Below are 25,745 nucleotides of genomic sequence, written 5' to 3' on the forward strand. Positions count from 1 at the left end.
AAGACGCCGAGTCACCACGGCCTGTTCCGGCGGCTCGGGTCGAACGGACCCATTTCCAGGTCTCGCATGGTCTGAAAGCGGCGCGCCGTCGTCATGTACCACTGGCCCAGGACGGCGATCGTGACCAGTGCGCCGACGGTGCACACCGCGATCGTTGTGAAGGCACCGCCCTGCAGGTACACCCACGCTCCGAGACCGACCACCACGAAGAGCCACCCCCTCAGCCACACGATGTGGTGGCCGCTGCGGGCGAAAGCGAGCTGATGGACAGCCGGCACCAGGAGCGCGACGCTCCCGTGCCAGCTCGCACGCGGCCCGCCGTACTCAATCGATGAAACGCACCTCCGGGTGGGCGGGGGAAGGGCCGTTCAACAGGTCCTGGGGCCGGCCCCGCAGGTGCTGGTCGAAGAACGCGGTGATGAAGGCGCGCTGGGCGGCGGTACTGCGTTCGGGATCCACCGTGCCGATGTACTGCTCGCGGAGTGCGGCCGGGACGTCCAGATGCTCGTCCAGGGCCGGCACGAACGACTGTGCATCCGTGTAACTGAAGTGACTGCCGTCTTCGAGACTCAAGTCCCGCTTCCACCCGGTCGAGCGGTCCCAGAAGGACCGCCAGGAGGGCTTGTTGAGGTGTGTCTGGTCGGCCTTGCCCATGAGCATGAACGGACGGTGCAGTCCGCTCCGGGCCACCGGCAGGAATTCGCTGTCGTTGTACTGAAGCGTGCCGTCCATGTTGACGCCCGCGTCGATACGGCGGTCCACGCGCATGGTCTCGGCCGCGGTCGCGCCTCCCCCTGAATGTCCGAACATCCCGATCCGCTTCAGATTCAGCGTCTTCCCCAGGCACTTGGGCAGTCGGCGCCCCTCTGCGTCCGGGTTTCGGCCGCTGTGCAGCAGGGCGAGTTGACCGAGAACGAAGCGTGTGTCGCGCACCCGGGTGTCCACGGCCTTCTTCAGTCCTTCGATGCCGGACATCGGCTTCTGAAGCTCGACCCGGCCCTGCGGAAACTCCACCGCGGGGGCCTCATATGTGTGATCCACGGTGACGACGACATAGCCACGGCTTGCCAGCTCCGCCGCAGTCGAGGTGCCGAGTGTCCGGGAGGTCTTCAGGCCCGGCGAGTACAGCACGACAGGCCGGTCCTCACCGTCGTCGGCAGGGGCCGTCGCGGCCGCCTCCGTGCGGACGCCCGCCCAGTCCACCTGGCCGGGCCCGGCAAGACCGAAGGAGCCGGATTCGTCCACGGAACGCGCGACGCCAGGAGGCATGTACGGCTGACGCGGATGCCGCTCCGCCCGACGGGCCGGATACCAGATGCTGACCATCAGTTCCCGGTCCTTGCCGGCGACCCAGGGGTCACGCCGAGCGCTGTCGACGAGATGGAGTTCGGTGCTCCCGACCGGGTGCCGCCCCGTCGACTCCGGCAGCTCGAACCGCACACCCCCATGAGTACGGGTGGGGGGCGGAGCGGAGGGTGCGGCAGAGGCGGCAGCCCCTGCCGCGACGACCAGGCAGAGGGCAAGAGGCACGGTAGTCTTCACGACCGGTCGAATACGCATGGCGACCAATCTCCGCCCGGGCAGCGCTCAGGACATCCGTCGCCAGGCGGACTCGCCCCCTGGCATCCCCCGAGCGGCTTCTCGTCAACTCGTCAGGGTCGGCTCCGCGCCCGGGAGTCTGCAGGATCCCGCGGGCCGCGGGCCCCGGCCGGCGGGCTGGTGCCGTGACGTTCCCGGACCCTCCGCGCGTTGTCGCCCTTCCTAGCTCACCCTGTCCCACTTCTTGAGCAATCGCTCAAGAAGCTATACCTTCATTTTGAGCAGGCGCTCAAAACCTCTGAACGGCCGGAAGGGACGAGGACATGGGAGTGCACGTACACCGCCGGAGAAAGATCACCGCTGCCGGTCTTCTGGCCGGCCTCGCGGCGACCGGGACAGCCTTCGCCGGTACGGGTTGGGCGATCACCGAAGGCAAGGAGGCCGCCGGCGCGCCGAACGGCATGGTCCAGGTCTCCACCAGCCGCACGGGGAACGGGACTTCACTGTGCGGGGGGTCGCTCATCAACGAGAGGTGGGTGCTCACGGCAGCGCACTGCGTGGAGGCGAGCAGCGAGGGGGGAGAAGTCGAGTCCATCAGGGTTCTGTACGGCAGCCTGGAACGCGACAGGGGCTCGGCCCTCGCGGTGAAGCGCCGGCACATCGAGGCGGGGTTCGACCTCGCGCTGCTGGAACTGAAGGACGGTGCAGGCGCTGCTGCCACCGCGCCCCTCGCCGATACCGGCCCCGCGGTCGGATCCACGGGCGAGGTGTCCGGCTGGGGGACGACCGGAAATGGTGAATTCCCGGACAAGTTGAGGACCGCACGGGTCAAGGTCGACGCGGTCGGCGGGGACTGCACGGACGGAGCCGGAGGGCCGGGCGTGTGCACTTCCGAGGTCACCGGTGAATTCGCAGGCGGCGACTCCGGTGGTCCGCTTTTCGTCGACGGCAGGCAGGCCGGCGTGGTCTCCAACAGCGAGAACTTCGCCTTCGCCGGCGTCGCCGGCAGGCTGCCGTGGATGGAGAAGACGACCGGGCTTGACCTTGACGACGACGGCAGCGGCGGAGCGGGTCCCGATGCCTGACTGGACCTATCACCCGCTGCGCGGCATCGCCGCAGCACTGCTGGGGGAACGCCGGTCTCAACGGGCCGCGCTGCGGGCGCTGGCCGCCGTCGCCTCCCTGCCCGGTGGCGGCCGCCTGATCGTGAAGGCGGCCGGCCACCGCTCTCCGCCGCCCGGCCTGGCCGGGTCGGTCGACGGCGCCGCCGTGACCGTACGTCTCGGCGCGGTGGTTCCGCCGGACGTGGCGCGGGACGCGGTGCGCGCGCTGCCGCCGCTCGGAGCCGGGCTGATCGAGATAGCGCCGGTCGGCCCGGCCGACGTCCCGGCGGTGTGCGAGGCCGCCGCCGGCCGGCGCGTACCGGTGGTGATACGGGCCGAAGGGCCGGATGCACCGGAGGTCGTCGAGGCGCTGTCACCCCATGTCGACGCCGTACGTACGGGGCCGGACTCCTGTGCGGTGCAGGCGACTTCGGTTGCCGATGCCGCGGCCGCACTCGCGGACACGGAGAGCGTGGTCCTGGCGACGCCCGCGGTGCTGAAGCAGGCGGGGCCGGGCTGGTTCACGCGGGTGGCCGAGGCGGCGACGCACACGCACCCTCCCGCGGCCGGACTCGGCGAGGTGGGCCGCGATCCGCGGCGCTGGCCGGCGTGGTGGTGGGGCGTGCTGGTCGGCGCGGGGATGATCTGTGCCGGGATCGGGGCCGCCGCGATCACGCTCGGTCCGGTGCTGCTCTGGTACGACCGCGACTACCTGGGCATGTCGACGGAGCAACTGCACGCCGCCAACCACCACTTGGTGCACTTCCTGCAGCACGACCGGATCACCATGGCGGGCACCATGGTGACGATCGGCATCCTCTACGTCGCTCTGTCCGCCGGCGGGATGCGCCGCGGATGGCCCTGGGCCCGGGAGGCCTACCTGGTCTCCGGATGGATCGCCTTCCCGCCGCTCTTCTACTTCCTGGGCTTCGGCTTCCTGGAGCCGCTGCACACCGCGGTCACCCTGGTCCTCTTCCCCGTCTTCCTTCTCGCCACCCGGCGCAAGGGCGTCGGCCGGCCCAGGTGGACCTTGCTCCCGGAGGGGCCCGAACGCGAGCGCAGACGGGCTCTGGCCGGCCAACTCCTGCTGATCTTCACCGGATCCGGGATCTTCATAGGCGGGGCGGCCGTGTCCGTGGTCGGTCTCACCAGCGTATTCGTACCCCCCGACCTGGTCTTCCTGCATACCGGGCCCGAGGCGCTGCATACGGCGAATCCGCGGCTGATGTCCTTCATCGCGCACGACCGGGCCGGGCTCGGCGGCGCCCTGATGGCCACCGCCGGGGCGGTCGTGCTGCTCACCGCGTGGGGGTGGCGCCGCGGGGAGTCCTGGGTCTGGTGGACTCTGCTCCTGTGCGCCGTCACCGGCTTCCTCCCGGCGATCGTCGTGCACGGCGCCATCGGCTACACCGACTTCCTCCATCTGGCACCCGTCTACCTCGGTGTCCTCCTCACCGCCACAGCGCTGGCCCTCGGCCGCGCGTACCTGTGCGCGCCGCGCGCCGTCAGGTGACCGTCCGGTGTGAGGTGACCGGCCGGTGGTGACCGTTCAGGCGGTCGAGCGTTCCCCGCGCACCCGGCTCACGAGATCGGCGGCGGCCCGCGGCCATTCGCCCTGGTCGAACGTGAATCCGGCGTCCAGGAGACGGCCCGGCGTGACGCGGCGGCTCTTCAGCAGGAGTTCGGTGTCGGTGCGAAGCGCGAACGCGCCGAGCTGTGCCATCCACTTCGTCGCGGGCAGGCCCACCGGGACACCCCAGGCGGTCCGCAGCGCGCGCATGAACGCGCGCTGCGGCAGGGGTGCGGGGGCAGCGAGATTCACGGGCCCGGTGAGCTCGTCCTTCTCGATCAGGAACTCCACCGCGCGGACGAAGTCGTGGTCGTGGATCCAGGACACGTACTGCCCGCCTCCGGCGACCGGTCCGCCGAGCCCCAGCCGCGCCAGTCGCAGCAGGACATCGAAGATGCCGCCGCGGTCGGGGCTCATGACCATTGCCGAGCGCAGGGCGACCTTGCGGGTGTGAGGAGTCCTTGCGCGGGCCTGTTCGCGTTCCCAGTTCTCCGCGATCTTGACGCTGTAGGACCAGTAGTCCGGAACGCCGGGTTCCGTGCCGCCCAGGATGCCGGTGGCCTCGTCGTTGGGTGCGTCGAAGCGGTGGGCATAGATCGTCGCGGTGCTCATCTGGAGCCAGACACGGGGAGGCCGCCGGGCTGCGGCGACGGCCTCACCCACCACTCGGGCGGAGTCCACGCGCGAGTCCATCATGGCCTGGAGGTTGGCCTGGGTGTAACGGCAACTGACGCTGCGTCCGGCCAAGTTGATCACGGCGTCACTGCCGTCCACGGCGTCCACCCAGCTGCCCTGCGTCTTCCCGTCCCAGTGAACGTCAGTGTCGCGGACCGGCCTTCTGGTCAGAACGACGACCTCATGGCCGGCGGCTCTCAGGGCGCGGTCGAGAATCCCGCCCACCTGACCGGTCCCCCCGGGTATGACGATCTTCATCGGCTTCACCTCTCGTCGGCGCCACCGTTTGAGCGGTCGCTCAAACAGGTCTTCAGTTTAAGCATTCGCTCAATAGTTGTGCCATACTCGCGGGCGCATGGTCCGGATCTGATCGGAGGCGACGCCGTGGTGCGCGAGGAGTTGCGGGGATGAGCGCGGGCGCGGACACGCGCACGAAGCTGCTGGCGGGTGCGCTGCGGACCGTGACCGAGCAGGGATATGCGAAGACCTCCGCCCGTACGGTCGCCGCCGCGGCCGGGGTCAACCAGGCGCTGGTCTTCTACCACTTCGGCAGCGTCGACGAACTCCTCGCCGCGGCCTGCCGGTACGGCGCCGAGCAGCGGGTCGCGCTCTACCGCGAACGCCTCGCCCGGGTGGAGAGCCTGGCCGAACTGCTGGCGCTCGGGCGGGAGTTGCACGCGGAGGAGCGTGTCGGCGGCAACGTCGCCGTCCTGGCCCAGCTCCTCTCCGGCGCGCAGACACAGCCGCGGCTCGCACCCGCCACCGCCGCGGGACTCGCCCTGTGGATCGACGAGATCGAGCAGGTGCTGGCCCGCGTCCTCACCGGCTCGCCGATCGCCGAGTTCGTCGACGCGCCCGGTCTCGCCCGTGCGGTGGCGGCGGGCTTCGTCGGGCTGGAGCTCTACGAGGGTGTCGACGAACAGGGCGCACAGCGTGCCCTGGACGCGCTTGAGCAGCTGTCCGGGCTGGTCGGCGTGCTGGAAGAGCTGGGCCCGGTCGCCCAGCGGGCGGTGAGGGCCAGGCTGCGGCGGGGCTCCGGGCGACGACGCGCCTAGAAGGTGCCGCGCGGCCGGCCGGCCCCCCGTACCCGGAGGAGCCCCGGAGTCAGACGAGTGAGGCCGGATGAGGTCAGGCGGGTGAGGTCAGCCGGGTGAGGTCAGGCGGGCCTTTCGGCGGCGGCCCAGCCAGGTCTGCACGACCACGACCACGATCAGGAAGGCGCCGCTGACCACCTGCTGGTAGGCGGAGTCGAGCGAGCCGATCTGGTTGATGACGTTCTGGATGACCTTCAGCAGCAGTACGCCGGCCAGCGACCCGCTGACATAGCCCATCCCGCCGGACAGCAGCGTCCCGCCGATCACCACGGCCGAGATCGCCTCCAGCTCCATGCCCTGCCCCAGGATCGTCACCCCGGAGGCCAGCCAGGCGGCGTTGAGCGCTCCGGCCAGCCCGGCGAGCAGCCCGGACAAGACGTACACCGACACCTTCGTACGGGTCACGGAGGCGCCCATGAGGGAGGCGGCGTCCTCGTTGCCGCCGACCGCGTAGACGTGCTGGCCGAACCGTGTGCGGCGCAGCAGCAGACCGCCGAGCACGAACAGGACGAGCGTGATCCAGACGGGTATGCCGACGCCCAGCAGCTTGCCGCGCCCGAGCTCGGCGAAGACCGAGTCCTTCGCGAGCAGGAAGGTGGAGGTGCCCTCTTCGGTGATGTTCAGCATCAGACCACGGGCACCCAGCATCGCGGCCAGCGTGACGATGAACGGCGCCAACCGGGCCCGGGCGATGAGCAGTCCGTTGATCAGGCCGATCGTGCCGCACACCGACAGTGCAAGAAGCAGCGCGACGACCGGGCCGTACCGCGAGCCCCAGGCGGCGAGTACGCCGCCCAGCGCGAAGACGGAGCCGACGGACAGGTCGATGCCGCCGGAGACGATCACGAACGTCATGCCGAGCGCGACGATGGCCAGGAAGGCGGAGGAGACGGCGATGTTCTCCAGGTTGCCGGCGCCGGCGAACGAGTCGAAGGACAGCGAGGCGATCAGTACCGTCAGCAGCAACGCGACGAGTGCGCCGTGCTGTTGGGCGAGGGCGCTGAGCCGTTCGGCACGGATGCCCCCGCTGCCCGGGCCTGCGGGGCCGGCCCTGTCCGCCGTCCGGTTGCGGGGTGCGCGGCCGGCCGGACCGGCGCCTTCCTGCGAACCGGCGGCTTCCTGCGAACCGGCGCCGCGGTGACGGGTGTTCGCCGCGCTCATCGCTTCCCCCTCTCACGTGCCGCGTACACCGCGAGAACGATGACGGCGGCCTGCGCGATCTGCGTCCACGAGGGAGGCAGGTCGTGCTTGATGAGCGTGGCCGTCAGCAGCTGGATGAGTACGGCGCCGGCGACGGTGCCGCCGACGCGTACACGGCCGCCGCTGAGCGGGGTGCCGCCCACCACGACGGCGGTGATGGCCGACAGTTCCATCAGGCTCCCCAGCGATGTGGGATCGCTGGCCTGGAGCCGGGCCGTGGCCAGGAAGCCGGCGACGGCCGCCAGCGCTCCGGAGGCGACGTAGACGCACAACAGCACGCGCCGCACGGGGAGTCCGGCCAGCCGGGCCGCCGGGCGGCTGTCGCCGATCGCCAGCAGCTGTCTGCCGAAGGTCGTGCGCCGCACCGCGAAGCCGACCAGCAGCACGAGGGCCAGCGCGATCAGCACCGGGTAAGGGACGCCCAGCAGGTCACCCGAGCCCAGGGCGCGCATCCCCGGGTCGCGCACGTCCTCCAGCTGCGGGACCAGTACGAGGGCCAGGCCCCGGCCGCCCACCATGAGCGCCAGCGTCGCCACGATGGGCTGGACACCGACGAACGCGACCAGCGAGCCGTTGACCAGGCCGATCGCGATGCCGCCCAGCACCGTCGCAAGCAGCGCGACCCACGGTCCGTAACCCAGGTACAGCGCCACCAGTGAGGTGGAGAGGGCCATCACCGAGCCCACCGACAGGTCGATTCCCTCGGAGCCGATGGCAAGTGCCATGCCCAGAGCCACGATCAGGATGGGGGCCACCTGCACCGCCTGTGTGCGGAAGTTCTCCGCGGACAGGAAATGGTCGGTGAAGGCGACGTTGAAGAGCAGCAGTACCCCGACGCCCACGTAGACGCCGTACGCCTGGAGCCAGGAGTGGACGGCGGCCCGGTCCGGTGCGATGCGGCCGGCGACGGCCTCAGCCATGCGGTGCCCCTTCTCGCGCGGAGCCGGGCGCGGAGTCCCCCATGGGGACCGCTGCGGGGGTCTCCGCCGGTGCCTCCGAGTGCGGTTCCTCCTCCGCCGCTCCCGCGATGGCCTCCATGAGCCGGTCCTCGGTGACGTCGTCCCCGGTCAGCTCGTCGACCACGGCACCGTCACGGAGCACCACGACCCGGTCCGAGCCTTCGATCAGCTCCTCCAGGTCGGAGGAGATCAGCAGCACGCCCAGACCCTCTGCGGCCAGCTCGTCCACCAGTTTCTGCACCTCTGCCTTGGCACCGACGTCGATGCCGCGGGTGGGCTCGTCCAGCAGCAGCACCCGTGGTTCGGCGGCCAGCCAGCGGGCCAGCAGGACCTTCTGCTGGTTGCCGCCGGAGAGTTCGCCGGCCTTCTGGTGCGGCGAGGACGCCTTGATCCGCAGCCGCTCCATGAAGGTGCGCACGAGTGAGTCGATGCGCGCCTCCGACACCAGCCCGGCACGGGAGAGCCGGGGCAGTACGGCCAGCGCGATGTTCTCGCGCACGGACAGACCGGGCACGATGCCCTCGCTCTTGCGGTCCTCGGGCAGCAGGGAGACGCCTGCGCGGATGGCCGCGCCCGGGGAGCCCGTACGTACGGGGGCACCGGCCACCGTGACCCGCCCGGCGCTGCGCGGCACGGCACCGGCGACTGCCTTGACCGTCTCCGTACGTCCTGAGCCCAGCAGCCCGCCCAGGCCGACCACTTCACCGGGGCGCACCGTGAAGGAGACCCCGTGCAGCTGGTGCGGGACGCTGAGCCCTTCGGCGTGCAGCACCGGCTCCGCGGAAGCCGCCTCGTGGTCGCCGCCGAACTTGGTGGTGCCCTCAGCCCGCACCTCGCCGATCTCGCGCCCGAGCATCAGCGAGACGAGCCGCAGCCGCTCCAGCCCTTCGAGCGGGCCGGTGTGGACGGTGCGTCCGTCGCGCAGCACGGTGACCGTGTCGCACACGGCGTACAGCTCGTCGAGCCGGTGGCTGACGTAGACCACGGCGACGCCGCGGTCCCGCAGCCGCCGGATGACGCCGAAGAGGGTCTCGACCTCCCGTGGCTCCAGCGAGGACGTCGGTTCGTCCATGACGACGACCCGCGCGTCGACCGACACGGCCCGGGCCAGGGCGACCATCTGCTGTGCCCCGACGCCCAGTTCGCCCAGCCGACGGCGCACGTCGGCGCGGACGCCGTAGTCGCTCAGCAGCCGTTCGCCGTCCCTGTGCATCCGGCCGAAGTCGATCAGCCCCAGCCTGCCGCGCGGCTCGCGGCCCAGGAAGAGGTTGCGGGCCACGCTCATCAGCGGAACGAGATTGACCTCCTGGTAGATGGTGGAGATCCCCGCCCGCTGGGCGGCCAGCGGGGTGCCGAACGAGACGGGCCCGCCGCCGCGGAGCACCTCGCCCTCGTCCGGCGCGTACACGCCGGTCAGCACCTTGATGAGCGTGGACTTGCCCGCGCCGTTCTCGCCGATCAGCGCGTGCACCTCGCCGGGCCGCACGCCGAAGTCGACGCGGTCCAGGGCGAGTACGCCGGGGAAGCGCTTGGTCAGCCCGCGCGTGGAGAGCGCGTACGCACCGGGCCGGGTGGGCGGCATCAGAACGCCTTGCTCAGATCCCGCTCGGCGTTGGCGGGGGTGTAGGCGCCGTCCTTGATGACGATGCTCTGGCCGACCTTCTTGCCGCTGGTGAAGTCGTCGAGCGTCGAGAAGGCGAGCGGGCCGAAGCGGGGGTTGGACTCGATGACTCCGTGGATCCACTTGTCCACGACGCCCTGCACCGCGTTGCGTGTGCCGTCCACCGTGACGATCTTGACGTCTCCGGCCTTCCTGCCCGCGCTCTTGAGGGCGTTGACCGCGCCGAGGCCCATCTCGTCGTTCTCCGCGTATATCCCGTCGATGTCCGGCTTGGACTGGATGAGCTGTTCGGTGACCTGCTGGCCCTTCTCGCGGGCGAACTCACCGGTCTGCTGGAAGACGACGTCGAGTTCAGGGGCCTTCTTCTTGATGCGGTCCCGGAAGCCCTTGGTGCGTTCGGTGGTGACGTTGTTGCCGGGTGTTCCGAGCAGGATGGCGACCTTGCCCTTGCCTCCGGTGGCCTTGATCATCTGGTCGGCGGCGCGGCGGCCCTGCTGTACGAAGTCGGAGCCGATGAAGCTGACGTAGTCCTTGCACGCCGTGGCGTTGATCTGCCGGTCGACGGTGACGATCGGGACGTTCTTCGACGCGGCCTGCTTGAGCACCGGTTCCCAGCCGTCCGAGTTGAGCGGCGCGATGACCAGCAGGTCGGCGCCCTTGGAGATGAGGTCCTGCACGTCGCTGATCTGCTTGGAGAACTGTGACTGGGCGTTGGCCGTGAGCAGCTTGACCCCGCGCTTCTCCGCCTCCGCCCTGATCGAGGCGGTCTCGGCTATCCGGAAGGGGTTGGCCTCCTTCTCGGACTGGGAGAAGCCGACGGTGGCCTTGCTCAGGTCCAGCTTCTCGCCGCCGTACCGGCCGACGGTGCAGGTCTTCGCGCCCTTCGTCGGCTCGGCGGCCACCTGTCCGCCGCCCTCGGAACCGGCGCCGGAAGTCGGCTTGCCGGCCTCGTCCTCCGACTTGGCACAGCCGCTGGCCAGGGCGAGCGCGGTGAGCAGGGCGGTGGCGGCGGTGAGACGTCTTGCGAGCGGCTTCATGGGGACCCCCACGGTGTGTCGTGCAGACGACGTGACGCCAGTTTTTTACATCGTTGAAGAAGCGCTGTAAACAGTGCGCGCGCGAACTGGCCCAGACCTGGCGCGAGTTGGGCCTTCCTGGGGGCATCCGGCCTGCGGGAACGGCCGGTCGGCGTGCCGGTGCCCGCGGCAGGGGCTCAGCCCGGAGGGCGCCGTCCGCGTGTGCTCTCCCGCTCCACGAGGGTGAATCCCGCCTGCAGCTGACGGGTCGCGGCGCCGTCGCCGGCGTCCTTCCCGGCCAGGCGTCCGGTGATCGACTCCACCGCCATCCTGGCGATGGCCTGCTTGTCGGGTGCCACCGTCGTCAGGGTCACCGCGCCGTACCGTCCCTCCGTCAGATCGTCGAAGCCGACGACCGCGATGTCCTCCGGCACCCGCAGCCCTCGCTCGGACATCACCCGCATCGCCCCGATCGCGATCAGGTCGTTGTAGGCGAACACCGCGTCAGGCCTCTCACCCGCGTCGAGCAGGGCCGCCATCGCCGCCGCGCCGTCGGCGCGCTCCCAGCCGTCCACCGGCGCGACGAGACCGTCGTCGGCCTTCACGCCGCGGGCGGCCAACTCCGCCTGCCAGCCCAGGAGCCGGAGGTGGGAGGGCTGGCTGGGGCGGTCGCCCCGTGCGCCGAGGAACGCGATGCGGCGGCGGCCCAGATCCAGCAGGTGGCGCACCGCGGCACGGGCCGCCGCGATGTTGTCTATCGCGACGTGGTCGTGCGGCAGGTCGTAGCGCCGCTCGCCGATCAGCACCAGCGGTGCGCTGTCGGTACGTGCGGCGAGGTCTTCGGTCTCCAGCTCCAGCGGGTTGAGGATCAGCCCGTCGATGACCTGTGCCTGGAAGCCCTGGGTGACGAGGAGTTCGCGCTCGCGGCTGCCCTGGGTGTGGTCCAGCAGGACGGTGTAGTCGTGCGCCGCGGCGGCGTCGATCACGGCGCCGGCGAGTTCGGCGAAGTACGGGTTGCCCAGCTCGGGCACCGCGAGCGCGATGATCCCGGTACGGCCCTTGCGCAGGTGGCGGGCCGTCAGGTTAGGCCGGTAGCCCAGGGTGTCGATGGCCCTCTGGACCTTCTCCCGGGTGGAGGGAGTGATGTGCGGATACTTGTTCACCACGTTGGAGACGGTCTTGATCGACACCCCCGCGTACTCCGCGACGTCCTTGAGACTCACCCTCACCCTGCGCTCCCCACTCCCGTCGGGCCGTCGTGCTTCCGCTGCCGTCACGTGCCTGGACAGGTGACAGCAGGCGTGCTGTCATGCCAACAACCCTTGTTTCCAACGTTATACAAGACGGATCGGGCCAAGGGCAGTGCCGCAACCATCTCCTGCACACCTCATCCGGAGGTCCCGTGAGACGCGCACACACCTGGCCGGCGGCAGCTGCCGCCGCATTCTCCCTCCTCGTTCTCCTGGCGGTCTCGCTGGGATCCGTACGGCCCGCGGCGGCCGCCCCGCCCGGCCAGGCACCCCCCGTGGTGCACGGGCTCAAGGGCGAGTACTGGACCCAGTCGGCCCCTGGCGCATACGACTTCGGCACCCTGGAGGCCACCGCCTTCGACCCCTCCCTCGACTTCGCGGACCTGGAACCGCGCCTGAAGGAGCGCAGCGGCCGCGCCGACCACGCCAGCGTCCGCTGGACCGGGTCGGTCACTCCCACGAGGACGGGTGAACACACCTTCCACATCACAGGCGACAACGGCTTCCGCATGTGGGTGGACGACGAACTCGTCATCGACCACTGGGTTCCCGACTGGGACAACGAGCAGAACTCGGCGCCCGTCCGGCTGCGCGAGGGCGCACGGCACTCCGTGAAGATCGAGTACTTCGAGGAGGAGGGCGGATCCGGCCTGCACGTGCGCTGGACACCGCCCGGCGGCGAGAAGACCGCGATCCCGCAGTCCGCCTACACCCCGCCCGAGGACTTCGACTACGACGGACCGGCCGAGGTGCGCGTCGGCACCTCCGGGCGCACCCTGGAGATGGCCTTCGCGCAGCGCCTGGCCGAACCGCCCGCCGCGTTCCCGGAACACCTCAAGGCCGTGATCGGCGGCGTCGAATGGCCGCTGGACGGCGCACGGCTGGACCCGGACGACGACCACCGGCTGGTCGTCACCCTCCCCGAGCCCGTGGTCGGCCAGGGCGGTGCGGCGGACGTGCGCTACGACGGCGACGGCGGTCTCGCCGGCGCGGACGGCGAGCAGGTCGGCGCCTTCTGGACCGCGGGCGAGAACGGCTCGGAGTACCAGCTCAGGACCGACTGGGCCGAGGAGGTCGGACCGGACAACGCGCTGCCCGAGTACCCCCGGCCCCAGCTCAAGCGCGACCAGTGGCGCAACCTGAACGGCATCTGGCAGTTCGCCGGTGCCGAGAAGGGCGAGCGGCCGCCGACCGGCGAGAAGCGCCGCCTGGGGGAGAAGGTCCTCGTGCCCTATCCCGTCGAGTCGCAGCTCTCCGGCGTCGAACGGCACGAGGAACGCATGTGGTACAAGCGGTCGTTCACCGTCCCGGAAGGCTGGGACATCGGCTCGGGGAAGCGTCTGTACCTCAACTTCGACGCCGTCGACTGGCATGCCGCCGTCTACGTCAACGGTGAGCGGGTGGGCGCGCACAAGGGCGGCTACGACCGTTTCACCGTCGACGTCACCGACGCCCTGCGGCCGGGGCGGTACCAGGAACTCGTCGTCGGCGTGCACGACCCGACGGACTCCCCGGAGGGCGAGAATCCGCCCGTCGGCAAGCAGCGGCTGGAGCCGGAGGGCATCTGGTACACGCCCTCGTCGGGCATCTGGCAGACCGTCTGGATGGAGCCCGTGGCCGCCGAGCACACCACGGACGTCAAGACGACACCGGACGTGAGCGGCGAGCAGGTGACCGTCACCGCGCGGGGTGTGCCCGACGGCGTGCCCGTCACGGCCGTCGCGTACGACACGAGGGGCGGCAAGACAGGCGGTCGCGAGGGGCCCGGGAGTGAGCGGGGCCGCGGAGTCGGACGCGCCACCGGAACCGGCGACGAGCCCTTCGACGTCCCCGTGCCCGATCCGAAGCTGTGGTCGCCGGACGATCCGCACCTCTACACCCTCAAGGTGACGGTGGGGGAGGGCGGTTCGGCCGACGCCGTCGAGAGCTACTTCGGCATGCGCGAGATCGCGGTGAAGACCGTCGACGGCAAGCGCCGCATGGTGCTCAACGGTGAGCCGGTCTTCTCCATGGCAACCCTCGACCAGGGCTTCTGGCCCGACGGCCTGTACACCGCGCCGACCGACGAGGCCCTCGCCTACGACCTGCGTGCACACAAGGAGCTGGGCTTCAACTCGGTGCGCAAGCACATCAAGGTCGAGCCCGACCGCTGGTTCTACCACGCCGACCGCCTCGGCCTGCTGGTGTGGCAGGACATGCCCTCGATGCGCTCGGACCGCACGCCGGACCAGGCGGCACGCGGTCAGTACGAACACGAGATGAAGCGCATGATCGAGCAGCACGACAGCCACCCCTCGGTGATCATGTGGGTCACCTTCAACGAGGGCTGGGGACAGTACGACCAGGCCCGTATCGCCGACTACGCGAAGGGACTCGACCCCACGCGGCTGGTCAACAACATGAGCGGCCACAACTGCTGCGGCGCCGTCGACGGAGGCAACGGCGACATCTCCGACGCGCACGGTTACCCAGGCGCCCAACTGCCCGAGCCGGACGGCGAACGGGCCCTGGTGAGCGGTGAGTACGGGGGCCTCGGGCTGGCCGTGCCCGGCCATTCGTGGCCGGTACGGCACACCTACGTCGGTGTGGAGAAGGAGAAGTACACGGACGAGTACCTCACCAAGCTCAAGGACATCGAGCAGTTCGCCGCCTGCGAGGGCAGCAGCGGCGCCGTCTACACCCAGATCACCGACCTGGAAGGGGAGTTGAACGGCCTGATGACCTACGACCGTAAGGTCGGCAAGGCGGACACGGGCCGCCTCGCAGCGGCACACGCCGCCCTGCTGAAGGGCGCCGCCGAGGGCACCCTCACCTGCGAACGCGGGTGAAGCATCCCTTCCACTGTTTCCCCTGCCTCTGCCACGGGTCCGGCTCCCGTGGCAGAGGCGGTTCCGGGTCCGCCGCCTTGTTCCGGCAGCGTCGCCGACCGGACGCCCGGCGCTCGCGCGCACGGACCACGGCCTCAACTCAGCCGCTGCCAGGCGCGCTTCAGCCGGCGCGCCTCCTCCAGCCGTCGCTCGTACGTGGCACCCGTCGCGACCAGCAGCAGACCGGCGAGCGCGGGCATCAGCCAGCGCGGCAGCAGCCAGGCGACCTGGGCGACGTACGGGGCGAGTTCGTGTGCTCCGACCGCCGCGAGAGTTGCCCCGCCGAGCAGCAGCGGCGCCTGCGTCCGCCACCGGGCGCCCGCGAGTGTGGTGCCCAGCGCGCCGGCGCCCAGCAGCAGCGGGCGCAGCCAGTGCGGGTCGCTCCCCACCATGATCAGGCTCGGCAGGAACGTGAAGGCGAGCCCGCCGCCGTACGCCCACCACGACGACACCCGCGTCCGCGCCGCCGTCCCGCCGCCGGCCGTCCGGCGCCTGCGCAGCCAGCCGATGAGCAGCAGGGCGACCGAGACCGGCAGCGTGTACGCCTCGGGGGTGGAGACGCCGGAGGCGGACAGCCGTACCCACGTGGCGAGTACGAGCAGCGCGGCCGAGGCATGGCCCGCGCCCGGACGCCGGTCGGCGCGGAGGGCGACACCCGCGGCGGAGACGGCGCAGAGGGCGAGTGCGAGCCAGAGTGTGCCGGGATGCGGGGCGCAGAGCAGGAGCGCGGCCAACGCCGTGGCGTAGCCCGTGCATTCGACGGCGAGTGAGACCGCCTTCCGGGAGGCGGGCACCGTCGCATCGGCGTCGCGGCTCAGCAGGGCGGCCGCCGGCACAGTGCACACGGCGACCGCGAGCACCGCGAACGCGGCCTGGTGCGCGGGATACTGCAGCGACGCGGCCAGCGCCCCCGCCAGCCCGGCCGCATACGCGACCGCCGACGCCGCAAGTGCGGCCAGGCGTCCCGGGCCGCCCTTGGGCGACCACGCCGCGGTCGCCGCGGACGCCACGCACAGCAGGGCCGACACGCCCAGGGTGGCGGCCTGTTGAGCGAGGGCCCAGCCGGTCGCGGTACCGGCCAGGACGAGGCCCGACACCAGTGCGGTGACGCCGGTCGTGGCGTCCGTGACCGTGACGGCGGCGGCGAGCAGGACGACCGCCAGGGCGGTGACGACGGCGACGGTCGGCACATACGGCAGACCGAGGGCCGGCGGCGCCGTCGCACCCGCGGCAGCACACAGTGCGGGCAGGGCGGGAAGCGCGGGCAGCGCGGGCACATACGGTCGTGCGGCTGAAAGCTTGCTGAACGCGCCGTCGTCGCGGGGCTGTTGACCGTCCCGGTGCTGACCGTCCCGCTGTTGACCGTGCTGCTGCCCGTCACTTGCCGCCCTGCCGGGCGCGCGGGCGAGCAGTGCCACCGACAGCGCCAGCGTCAGGAGGATCAGCAGCGTCGCGGCGGAGCCCGTCCATGCGTGGTGAGAGTCGACGGCCTGCCCGACCGGGCCGCGCCGCGGCCCCTCCCACGCCCGCGTCACGAAGGACCACGGCCCGGACACCGCCTCCACCACCGGCCGCAGCACCCACACCAGCGCACCGCACTGCACCACGACGGCCCCCACCACGAGCCCGGCGGACTGCTCGGCACTCGGTGCGTTCGGTTCGCCCGGTGCGTTCGGTTTGCGCGCTGCGCGCAGGACGAGCACCGCGCCCGACAGGCCCGTCGCGCACAGCAGATACACCAGCACCCGCCAGTCCCAGCCGGCCGTGCCCCCGGCCCGTACCGCCGCCCACACGACACCCCCCAGGGCCGTGATCAGCACCAGCCCGGCCGCCGTGCCCAGCGGGCCCGCCAGCCGACGGGCCTGATGCCGCCGCCCCGCATACAGAAGGACGGCCGCCGCCACCGCCTGCAGGGCGTTCCAACTCGCGGCCGCGGCGACACCGTCGGTCTGCTGCGCCAGGGTCACGCCCATCATCGCTACGCCCGCAGGCACGGCCGCCACGGCAGCCGTCAGACGTACCGCCAGTGCGGTCGCGCGCATGCCCCGCCCGTCCCGCTGTCGCGACACCGCCAGAACGACGTCCGCGGCGAAGGTGAGCAGCAGCGCGACGGCCAGTCCGTAGAGCCTCCGGTCCGAAGTCCCGGCGAGCGTCAGCGCCCAGAGCGGCAGCGGCAGTTGGGCGACAACGACGGCGAAGGGCAGCGGCAGCCGCAGCCCCGGCCCCGGAAGCGCCAGCCCGTAGCCGGCCCACAGTGCGGCGATCACGGCCGCACTGGACGCGGCATAGCCGAGACCGTCCGCGGACGGGAATGCGACCTCGTGCAGCGCGTACGCGTCCAGCGCCAGCAGCGCCAGTCCGAAACCGGCGACGGACTCGGCGGTGGCCACCAGCTTGCGGCGCAACAGCGGCAGGGGTGCGGCGAGGGTGCCGAGAGTCAGCCCGCCGAGCACCGCCGCACGGCCGCCGATGCCCATGTCGCCCCAGCTCAGCAGCGTGAAGGCGAGCGCGGCCACGGTGAGCAGCAGCCCGCCGAGCACGAGCAGGACGTTGCGTGCGGTGTACGAGGAGGTCTCGGCCCGCCCCGCGCCCCACGGCCTCGGCACAGGCCCGTGCGCCGGACCAGGTCCGTGGACCGGCCCAGGTCCGTACGCCGGCAGCGGCCCGTAGGCACCGCCCGGAGCTCCGCGCCTTGCCGGCGCCCCGTGCGAGGCACCCCGCGCCGCGGCCCGCAGCCCGGCCAGCAGGGTCTGCCGCCGCCCGTGGAGAGCGGCGCGCCGCTGTTCAAGACCGGCCAGCTCCGCGTCGATCCGCCGCACCTCCCCGTACTCCTCGCCGGTCAACGGCAGTGCGCAGTACGGGCAGTGGGCGGGCCCCGGCCCTTGCCCCTCCCCGTGCTCCGCCGCCTGTCCCAGCGGTCCGCGGCAGTCGGGGCAGTGTGCGAGCGGCTGGTTGTACTCCATGCCGGGCAGCCTGACGTGGTGCCCGCGCCCCTGACATCCGTAGGGATACTCAGATCTGCCCGGACCGGCCGCTCCTCTCGACACCCGGCGGCAGGTGACCGGCACGGTGGGTGTACGGGCCGCCGGCCCCGGGTGTACGGCCGCCGCCCCGCTCGAACGGCGGGGCGGCGGCCGGCGGCGTTACGCGCAGGGGCCGGTCAGGAGAGGGTCAGGCCGTAGACCGCGAGGACTTCCGAGACGGGCTGGTAGAAGGTCGAGCCGCCGCCGGAGCCGACGATGAAGCCGAGGGCGGTGTTGCCGGAGAAGGCGGGGCCTCCTTCGTCGCCCGGCTCCGAGTGCGCGGTGGAGCGGAAGAGGCCGTTGACGGTGCCCTCCGGGTAGTTGACCGAGACGTTGACCGCCTCCACGGTGCCGCACTGCAGGCCGCTGACGCGTCCCACGTGGCACATCGACTGGCCGACGACGGGGGAGGCGCTGCCCGTGATGTCGACCGGTTCGCCGGTGCCGGTGTTGATCTCGCCCGGGCGCGCCACGTCGGGGTTGGTGTAGCGGATCAGCCCGTAGTCGTTGCCGGGGAAGGACGAGCCGGCCGTCGCGCCCACGGGCACGGTCATGGCGGGGTCGGCGTACCAGGTGCTTGCGCCCGTCACGCAGTGGCCGGGACTGATGGCGTAGTCGTCGGTTCCGTCGGTGGCGTTGAAGCTGACGGTGCAGACACGCCCTGGTGCGTAGAGGGAGTCGCCGCCCCGGACGGCCGTCTGCGCGGCGGCGGCGTGCCGGTCCTGCGTGCCGGCGCGGGCTGTGCCGGAGGTGTCGCCGTCCGGTGCGGCGACTGCGGCCTGCGCGGGCATCGCACCGAGCAGCAGTACGGCGAGCAGGGCGGCGCCCGCGGCGATACGTGCGCGGGGCATCGTGTGTGCGAACGCGTGAGGTCTTCGCGGTCTTCGCGGTTTCCGTGTTCTCATCGTCCGGTCCTCCTCCTATGACGCGCCGCGGCAGCAACTGCTTGCCGCGGCTTGCGTGTTGAGCCCGTCATCGGGCTATCTGTACGAGCTCGCCCATTGTGTGAGAAGGGCCGCCGGCCCACCAGACGGTCTCGCGGCGGCGTTTGCCCGCGCTTGCCCGCGGTCGCCGCATCCCGCCCGCGCGCCTGGTCGCCAACCCCCGTACGCGCCAACCCCCGTACACGCCAACCCACGTGCGCGCCTGCGCGCCTGTGCGCCCGAGTTCAGCCCCGGGCCCCCGGCATTCCCCAGTGGTCAGAGGCTGGTGAGCAGGTCGTCGAGCGGGGCGGGTACGCGGTCGGGGTCGAGTGCCTCGACGAGCACCCGGCCGTAGTGGATCTTGCGCCCCTTCTTCGTGCCGAGGAAGCGCCGCAGCTGCTGCTGTGAGGTGCGGTCCCGTTGTGCGGGCTGGCGCAGGAAGGTCTGCAGGGCGCGCACGTCGCCCTCCGCGTGGACGAGTTCCGCCACCCGTGTCACGCCCAGCGCGCGGATGAGTTCGTCCTCCAGGTCCGCCGCGCAGACGAAGAACTCCCGCCGGGCCGCACCGGCCCGCTCCAGGCCGCGGTCGTAGAAGCCCCGTTCCGCCTCGTCGCACAGCCCTGTGAGGCGGAGGCCCAGGCCGGGTGGCCCGAGCAGGTGGGCGTAACGCCCGACGCTCATCGCACCGCCCATCGGCAGGACGCAGACCCCTTCGGCCGCCAGGTCCCGCCCGCGGCTCGCCGCCAGGGCGCTGACCGCTTCGGCGTCGCTCGACCCTTCGAGCAGGACTGCCGTCCGCACGCGCAGCCGCGCGGCCAGTTCGCGCGCGGGATCGCCGGGGCCGCCGGCCGCCCACGCGGTGACCGCTTCCCGGAAAGACCCCATGTCTGCCATGAGGCGAGTCTCCGGCCTTTCCGGCCGCCACGGTAGGGAATTTCCGCCGGGCGCGGCGGACCGGGTAGGCAGGGGTGCGGACGGCGGCCTGGGACTCAGCTCCAGCGGGGCGCCCGCTTCTCCGCGAAGGCGCGCGGCCCCTCCTGTGCGTCCTCGGAGGCCAGCATGGCGCGGTAGCGGTGCATGCCGGTGCCGCGCATGCGGGCGTAGGCGTCCTCGATCCCCAACTGCTCGGTCGCGCGCAGCACTTCCTTCACCGCCGCGATGGCCGGTGGCGCGCCCTCACGGATGGTGTGTGCCAGGACGAGCGCCTTCTCCAGTGCGGTGTGCGGGTGTTCGGCGACCTTGTTCACCAGTCCCCACCGTGCGGCTTCCCCGGCGCCCAGCCGCCGGCCGGTCAGCAGCAGCTCCGTCGCCACGGCACGCGGCAGCCTGCGCGGCAGCCGCAGTACACCGCCGGAGTCGGCGATCAGGCCGACCTTCACTTCGGGCAGGGCGAACTCCGCGTGGGCGTCGGCCACGATCAGGTCGGCGGCGAGGGCGAGTTCGAAGCCTCCGCCCAGTGCGAGGCCGTTCACCGCGGCGATGACCGGCTTGTCCAGGTCGAACAGTTCCGTCAGCCCCGCGAATCCGCCGGGCCCGTGGTCGGCGTCGACGGCCTCGCCGGCGGCGGCCGCCTTGAGGTCCCAGCCCGCGGAGAAGAACCGTTCCCCCGCGCCGGTGATCACGGCGGCCCGCAGTGTGCCGTCCGTGCGAAGGCGGTCGAAGGCCTCGTACAGGGCGTGACTCGTGGGGGAGTCAATGGCGTTGGCCTTGGGGCGGTCCAGTGTGATCACGAGTACGCCGTCGTGTACGTCGAGTCGTACGGGGTCCATGGTCTCCTTGTCCTTGTCCTTGTCCTTGTCCTTGTCCTTGTCCTTGTCCTTGTCCTTGCCCTTGGTCGCCGTCGCCGTCGCCTTCGCTGCCGTCGTTGCCGTCACCGGTGGACCGGCTGTTGTCCTTCCGGCGGTTCCCGCCGTTCCCGCGGTTCCCGCCGTTCCCGTCGTTCCGGTCGTCCGGGTGCCGTGTGATTCGTCTGAGCAGCACGTCCGCGGCGACCGCGCCCCGCCCGGCGGGCAGCACCAGCAGCGGGTTGACGTCCAGTTCGGTGATCTCCGGGTGGTCGCGTACACAGGCGGCGACGGCCTCGACCGCGTCGACCGCCGCGCGTACGTCGCCCTCCGGGCCGCCCCGGAAGCCGCACAGCATCGGCCACAAGCGCAGTGAGGAGATCGCGGCTCCGATCTCCTCGCGGGTGGCGGGCAGCAGCAACGTGGCGGTGTCGCGGACCAGTTCGACGAGTACGCCGCCCGCTCCCAGTGTCAGCGCGGGGCCGAAGACGGGGTCGTGGTGCACGCCGACGAGGAGTTCCGCGACGGCGTCCGGCACCATCCGCTCGATGAGGAACCGGCCGGTGAGCCCCGCCATACCCGACACGGCCTCCTCCACCGCCGCTCCACCGGTCAGCCCGAGGCGTACGCCGCCCGCTTCGCTCTTGTGCGCCAAGCCGGGGTCGAGGGCCTTCGCGACGACGGGGAAACCCAGACCGCGCGCGGCATGCGCGGCCCCGCCGGGTGCCGTCACGACGCCGTCCGGGACGGTCACGCCGTACCCGGCGAGCACCCGCTTTCCCGCGTGCTCGTCCAGTACTTCCTCGTAGGGTGTCCCGGCTTCGCGGGCGGCCGGCCGGGGTACCGGGCCGTACGGCGGCGGCAGCCGTTCAGCCGTGCGCCGGGCGGCGCCGATCCGGTGGGCCGCCGCGACGGCCCGTACGGAGTCCGCCAATCCCTGCAAGGGGGCGATCCCCTCCGACAGCAGCCGCTGCGCCACCGGTTCCGGCAGCCCCTCGGGCAGCGAGCCGACGACGCACGCCGGAGCACCGGTATGGCGCTGTGCCGCGGCGTAGGCGTCCAGGGTGCTGATCCAGGCGTCGCTCTCGCACCGGTCGGCGCGTGGCACGTCGAGCAGCAGAAGGTTCATGTCGCAGCCCGCGTCCAGGAGCGCGGCGAAGCACTCCCGCTGGGCCGTGAAATCGCCCCAGATATAGGTGTGGTAATCCAGCGGATTGCGTATGTGCACCTTCTCGCCGAGCACTTCGCGCAGGCGCAGGGCCGACTGCTCGGGGAGCGGCGGGAGTTCGACGCCGTGGCGTTGCGCGGTGTCGGCGAGCAGTGCGGCCTCGCCGCCCGAGCAGCTGGCCGAGGTGATCCGGGCACACCCCACCTGATACGGGACGCCGCCCGGACCACTTTCCGGGCCGGCTGCCGGACGATCTCCCGGGCCACCTTCCGGACCGTCGTCCGGTCCGCCGCTCAGGGGGCCGTGCACGTGCAGCAGCTTCAGCGTCTCCACGAAGGTGCCGATCTCCTCCACCCGCGCGACACCGGTACGCCGGAACAGGGCGTCGCACAGCACGTCGGAGCCGGCGAGAGCGCTGGTGTGGCTCATGGTGGTCTGCGCGCCAAGCTCCGAAGTGCCCGTCTTCAGCGCCACGACCGGCACTCCGCGCCGCAGCGCGGACAGAGCCGCGCGGGCGAACCCGGCGGCGTCCTCGATCCCTTCCATGTGCAGCCCGATGGCGGTCACCCGCGGGTCCTCCAGCAGCGCCTCCATCAGCCGGGGTGTCCCCGTGACCGCACCGTTCCCGGAGGTGATCACGTACGAGAGGGGGAGAGCGCGGCGCTGCATGGTGAGGTTCTGGGCGATGTTGCCGCTCTGGGTGATGACGGCGGCGCCGCTGTCCGTGCGGACGCCGCCTTGCTGGTCGGCCCAGAGTGCCGTGCCGTCGAGGTAGTTGAGGACGCCGATGCAGTTGGGGCCGATCACCGGCATGTCGCCCGCGGCGGCACGCAGCCGGTCCTCCAGTGCGGCGCCCCGCGGCCCGTCCTCGGCGAAGCCGGACGCGTGGCACACGGCCCCTCCGGCGCCGCGCCGGGCGAGTTCCGCGACGATCCCCACGGTGGCCTCCCCGCGCACCGCGACGAAGGCGGCGTCGGGCGCCGTGGGAAGCCCGGCCGTGCTGCGGTGACAGGGCAGGCCCTCGATGTGCTCCCGCCTCGGGTGTACGGGCCACAGCTCGCCCTCGTAGCCGACGGCGCGGCACTGGCGTACGGCCTCGGCGGCCGGCTCGCCGCCGTACAGGGCGATGTGACGGGGCGCCAGCAGACGCCGCAGGGAGTGCGGGCCCGTCATCAAGCGCCCAGTGGCCGCAGCAGGGAACGGGAGATGATGTGCCGCTGGATCTCGCTCGTGCCGTCCCAGATGCGCTCCACGCGGGCGTCGCGCCAGTAGCGTTCGATGGGCAGTTCGGCCATGAGGCCCATGCCGCCGAAGGTCTGGACCGCCTGGTCGGTGATGCGGCCCAGGAGTTCCGAGGCGTACAGCTTGGCCATCGCCGCGTCGCGGTCGGTCATGGTGCCCTGGTCATGCTTCCAGGCGGCGCGCAGCGTCAGCAGTTCGGCGGCCTCCAGTTCGGTGGCCATGTCGGCGAGCGGGAAGCTCACGCCCTGGAACCGGCCGACGGGCTGCCCGAACTGCTCGCGTCCGGCGGCCCATTCGAGGGTGAGGTCGAGGACCCGGCGGGCGCGGCCGATGCTCGTGGCGGCGACCTGGAGGCGGCTGGCTCCGAGCCAGCGCCCCATCAGCGCGAAGCCCTCTCCTTCTTCGCCCAGCCGCTGCCCGGCGGGCAACGGGACGTCGGTGAAGGTGAGTTCGCACTGGTGGTAGCCGCGGTGCGACACGCACCCGGAGCCGCGCCGCACCTCGACGCCCGGCGTGTCGAGGTCCACGAGGAAGGCGGTGATGAGGTTCTTGGTGCCCCGCGGTGTCTCCTCGGTGCCGGTGGCCGCGAACACGATGGCGAAGTCGGCCATGTCGGCATGCGAGATGAAGTGCTTGGTGCCGTTCAGTACGTAACCGCCTGCGTCATCCCCGCTGTTGCCGCTGCCGTCGGCGACCCGTACGGCGCGGGTCCGCATCGAGCGCACGTCGGAGCCGGCGCCCGGCTCGGTCATGGCGAGACAGTCGTGCCGCTCGCCCCGGACAGCGGGGAGGAGGTAGCGGGTGCGCTGCTCTCCCTCGCACGCTTCGAGGATGTTGCTCGGGCGCGCGACGAGCATCTGGAGGGCGAGACCGGTCTTGCCCAGCTCGCGTTCGACAAGGGTCAAGCTGACCGCGTCGAGTCCGCCGCCGCCGGTCTCCACCGGCATGTTCGCCGCGTACAGCCCTGCCTCGATCGCCTTCTCCCGGATGCTGCGGGCCAGTTGGGGTGGTATGGCGTCGAGCCGCTCGACCTCGTCGGCATGCGGGTCCAGTTCGTTCGTCACGAACTTGCCGACCGTCTCGACGATCATGCGCTGCTCGTCGGTGAGCCTGAACTCCACGGTTCCTCCTCCTGTCACGTGGCCCGGCGGCCGCGGTCACCGGGTATGCCCATGGGTTTGCCGACCGTTCCGGGCACGGGAAGTGCGTCGTGCGCGGTCTGGATCGCACCGAGCCGGCGCAGCAGTTCGCCGGGGAACGGGCAGGCCCTGCCCTGCTCCGTGTCGACGTGCAGCAGCATCTGTTCGGCGGTGGCCAGCAGCGCGTCGTCCCTGCCGTGCCGCATCTCGTGGAAGAGGTGCACGCGCTTCGCGTCGTGGTCGAGCAGCCGCAGCGTGAGCCGGAGCGGTTCCCCCTCGGCGGCCTCGCGCCTGTTGTGCAGGTGCGTCTCGACCGTGTAGAGCGACCCGCCCCGCGCCCGGTACTCCTCGTCGATGCCGAGGAAGCGGAAGAAGGCGTCGGAGTTGTCGCCGAAGACGAGCAGGTAGCAGGACTCGCTCATGTGCCCGTTGTAATCCACCCACTCCGGCCGCACCGGAGTGCTGTGCAGCGCCAGCGGCGCCGGAACCGGTGCCGTGTCCACCCACGGCCGGTGCCCCGTCCCCTCGTACGGGGTGACGACGCGTGCCGCCTTCTCTGCCATCTGCCCACCCGAGATCATACCGTGGATCGCATATTGTGCGACGTACGTTCGTAATATGCGACGCTACGAGTGAGCGTTCCGGCCGTCAAGGGGCGGCGAACGCCCCCGCGGGCCCCGCCCGTGCGGACAACTACGCTTCCCGGAACGGACGGAGAGAGCGGAGGCAACGGAAATGGACGCGGCACACGCCCCGGTCGCCCCGGACGAGCAGGACCAGCAGGACCAGCAGGACCAGCAAGGGGACACCCGTACGGGCGGAGGCCGGGTACAGGCACTGGAGCGGGCAATCGCCCTGCTCAACGCGGTCTCCGCGAGCGCCCCCGACGGGCGCCCCGTCGCCGAACTCGCCGCCGAATGCGGCCTGAACCGGGCCACGGCCTGGCGGCTGCTGGCCACCCTGGAACACCACGGCCTGGTCGAGCGCGACCCGGCCGGCAACCGCTACACCATCGGTTCCGCGATCAGCCGCATGGCCTCGAACGCGAGCGTGGAAGGGCTGATCCGCCGATCGCACGACGTACTCGAGCGGCTGTGCCAGGACACCGGCGAGACGGCGAACCTCGCGGTGGCCGGGCGGCTCGGCCTCACCTACGTCGACGAGGTCGTCCCGCCCGCGGTGCTCAGTGCGCGCTGGCTCGGCCGGCAGGTGCCCATCCACGCCACGTCCGCCGGCAAGGCGCTGCTGGCCTGGAAGGCACCGGGAGAGGTGGACGCGCTGCTCTCCGGCCCGCTCGCCGGGTACACCGAGACCACCCACACCGACCGGCGGGCCCTGCACGCCGAACTCGCCAAGGTCCGCGCCCAGGGCTACAGCGTCAGCGTCGGCGAACTCGAACCCCAGCTGTACGGAGTCGCCGCCCCCGTCCTGGACGCGGGCGACCGTCCCGTCGCCGTCGTGAGCGTTTGGGGCCCGCGGGACCGCGTTCCCGAATCCCGCTTCGCGGAACTCGGCGCACAGGCGCGACAGGCGGCGCGCGAAGTACGCGAACGCCTCGCTCCGGGAGTGTGA

The 25,745-nt window shown here is 71.7% G+C and carries 20 protein-coding genes; 5 read left to right on the plus strand and 15 right to left on the minus strand.

Features of this window, described 5'->3' with window-relative positions:
- Positions 1-11: 11 nt before the first annotated feature.
- Together AN215_RS27315 and AN215_RS27320 are read right to left on the minus strand one after the other, a co-directional pair.
- The gene (locus AN215_RS27315; RefSeq protein WP_070010545.1) at positions 12-278 is read right to left on the minus strand and encodes a hypothetical protein; all 267 of its coding nucleotides are present in this window, start codon (positions 276-278) and stop codon (positions 12-14) included.
- 46 nt (positions 279-324) lie between these two features.
- On the minus strand, positions 325-1,440 hold the full coding sequence (locus AN215_RS27320; RefSeq protein ID WP_245694740.1) for an alpha/beta hydrolase family protein: 1,116 nt from the start codon (positions 1,438-1,440) through the stop codon (positions 325-327).
- A 422-nt stretch (positions 1,441-1,862) separates the two neighbouring features.
- Between AN215_RS27320 and AN215_RS27325 the strand changes: the two genes are divergently transcribed.
- Together AN215_RS27325 and AN215_RS27330 are read left to right on the plus strand one after the other, a co-directional pair.
- Positions 1,863-2,624 carry a S1 family peptidase gene (locus tag AN215_RS27325; RefSeq protein WP_070010543.1) on the plus strand — a complete coding sequence of 254 codons (762 nt, stop codon included), beginning with the start codon at positions 1,863-1,865 and terminating at the stop codon, positions 2,622-2,624.
- Positions 2,617-4,155: a hypothetical protein gene (locus tag AN215_RS27330; protein ID WP_070010542.1), complete on the plus strand. Its 1,539-nt coding sequence runs from the start codon at positions 2,617-2,619 to the stop codon at positions 4,153-4,155. Before AN215_RS27325 ends, AN215_RS27330 begins: the two co-directional genes overlap by 8 nt.
- A 36-nt stretch (positions 4,156-4,191) precedes the next feature.
- Here AN215_RS27330 and AN215_RS27335 read toward each other — a convergent pair whose 3' ends face one another.
- Complete coding sequence (locus tag AN215_RS27335) at positions 4,192-5,145, minus strand: TIGR01777 family oxidoreductase (RefSeq protein ID WP_070010541.1); 954 nt, start codon at positions 5,143-5,145, stop codon at positions 4,192-4,194.
- A 149-nt stretch (positions 5,146-5,294) separates the two neighbouring features.
- Here AN215_RS27335 and AN215_RS27340 point away from each other — a divergent pair, with 149 nt between their 5' ends.
- Complete coding sequence (locus tag AN215_RS27340) at positions 5,295-5,942, plus strand: TetR/AcrR family transcriptional regulator (protein ID WP_070010540.1); 648 nt, start codon at positions 5,295-5,297, stop codon at positions 5,940-5,942.
- 87 nt (positions 5,943-6,029) lie between these two features.
- Here the strand turns inward: AN215_RS27340 and AN215_RS27345 are convergent, their stop codons facing one another.
- The 5 genes from AN215_RS27345 to AN215_RS27365 all read right to left on the minus strand — a co-directional run bounded on the left by AN215_RS27345 (position 6,030) and on the right by AN215_RS27365 (position 12,006).
- Complete coding sequence (locus AN215_RS27345; protein ID WP_070010539.1) at positions 6,030-7,142, minus strand: ABC transporter permease; 1,113 nt, start codon at positions 7,140-7,142, stop codon at positions 6,030-6,032.
- A complete protein-coding gene (locus AN215_RS27350; RefSeq protein ID WP_070010538.1) occupies positions 7,139-8,101 on the minus strand; it encodes an ABC transporter permease in 963 nt (320 codons plus the stop codon). The genes AN215_RS27345 and AN215_RS27350 overlap by 4 nt, the downstream gene beginning before the upstream one ends.
- Entirely contained in the window at positions 8,094-9,722 is a 1,629-nt protein-coding gene (locus AN215_RS27355) for a sugar ABC transporter ATP-binding protein (protein WP_070010537.1), read from the minus strand. Before AN215_RS27355 ends, AN215_RS27350 begins: the two co-directional genes overlap by 8 nt.
- Positions 9,722-10,798, minus strand: a complete 1,077-nt coding sequence (locus tag AN215_RS27360) for an ABC transporter substrate-binding protein (RefSeq protein WP_070010536.1) — start codon at positions 10,796-10,798, stop codon at positions 9,722-9,724. The genes AN215_RS27355 and AN215_RS27360 overlap by 1 nt, the downstream gene beginning before the upstream one ends.
- A 176-nt stretch (positions 10,799-10,974) precedes the next feature.
- The gene (locus AN215_RS27365; protein WP_070010535.1) at positions 10,975-12,006 is read right to left on the minus strand and encodes a LacI family DNA-binding transcriptional regulator; all 1,032 of its coding nucleotides are present in this window, start codon (positions 12,004-12,006) and stop codon (positions 10,975-10,977) included.
- 173 nt (positions 12,007-12,179) lie between these two features.
- Here AN215_RS27365 and AN215_RS27370 point away from each other — a divergent pair, with 173 nt between their 5' ends.
- Complete coding sequence (locus AN215_RS27370; protein ID WP_420856137.1) at positions 12,180-14,855, plus strand: PA14 domain-containing protein; 2,676 nt, start codon at positions 12,180-12,182, stop codon at positions 14,853-14,855.
- Between the two features lie 134 nt (positions 14,856-14,989).
- On the opposite strand, the gene AN215_RS27375 is transcribed toward AN215_RS27370, so the two are convergent.
- The 7 genes from AN215_RS27375 to AN215_RS27405 form a co-directional block, all read right to left on the minus strand.
- The gene (locus tag AN215_RS27375) at positions 14,990-17,857 is read right to left on the minus strand and encodes an SCO7613 C-terminal domain-containing membrane protein (protein ID WP_079123451.1); all 2,868 of its coding nucleotides are present in this window, start codon (positions 17,855-17,857) and stop codon (positions 14,990-14,992) included.
- Between the two features lie 197 nt (positions 17,858-18,054).
- Positions 18,055-18,768, minus strand: coding sequence for a S1 family peptidase (locus AN215_RS27380; protein WP_070010534.1), 714 nt, complete (start codon positions 18,766-18,768; stop codon positions 18,055-18,057).
- 348 nt (positions 18,769-19,116) lie between these two features.
- Complete coding sequence (locus AN215_RS27385; RefSeq protein ID WP_070010533.1) at positions 19,117-19,734, minus strand: TOPRIM nucleotidyl transferase/hydrolase domain-containing protein; 618 nt, start codon at positions 19,732-19,734, stop codon at positions 19,117-19,119.
- Between the two features lie 95 nt (positions 19,735-19,829).
- Positions 19,830-20,609 (minus strand): enoyl-CoA hydratase-related protein, encoded by a 780-nt coding sequence (locus tag AN215_RS27390; RefSeq protein ID WP_070010532.1) that lies wholly within the window; start codon positions 20,607-20,609, stop codon positions 19,830-19,832.
- On the minus strand, positions 20,533-22,965 hold the full coding sequence (locus AN215_RS27395) for an acetate--CoA ligase family protein (protein ID WP_070010531.1): 2,433 nt from the start codon (positions 22,963-22,965) through the stop codon (positions 20,533-20,535). The genes AN215_RS27390 and AN215_RS27395 overlap by 77 nt, the downstream gene beginning before the upstream one ends.
- Positions 22,965-24,155 carry an acyl-CoA dehydrogenase family protein gene (locus AN215_RS27400; RefSeq protein WP_070010530.1) on the minus strand — a complete coding sequence of 397 codons (1,191 nt, stop codon included), beginning with the start codon at positions 24,153-24,155 and terminating at the stop codon, positions 22,965-22,967. The genes AN215_RS27395 and AN215_RS27400 overlap by 1 nt, the downstream gene beginning before the upstream one ends.
- A gap of 14 nt (positions 24,156-24,169) precedes the next feature.
- Positions 24,170-24,736, minus strand: a complete 567-nt coding sequence (locus tag AN215_RS27405; RefSeq protein ID WP_070010529.1) for a thioesterase family protein — start codon at positions 24,734-24,736, stop codon at positions 24,170-24,172.
- Between the two features lie 172 nt (positions 24,737-24,908).
- On the opposite strand from AN215_RS27405, the gene AN215_RS27410 reads away from it, so the two are divergent.
- On the plus strand, positions 24,909-25,745 hold the full coding sequence (locus tag AN215_RS27410; RefSeq protein ID WP_070010528.1) for an IclR family transcriptional regulator: 837 nt from the start codon (positions 24,909-24,911) through the stop codon (positions 25,743-25,745).

Origin of the sequence: Streptomyces abyssalis (assembly GCF_001751365.1) — a bacterium.
Lineage (GTDB): Bacteria > Actinomycetota > Actinomycetes > Streptomycetales > Streptomycetaceae > Streptomyces > Streptomyces abyssalis.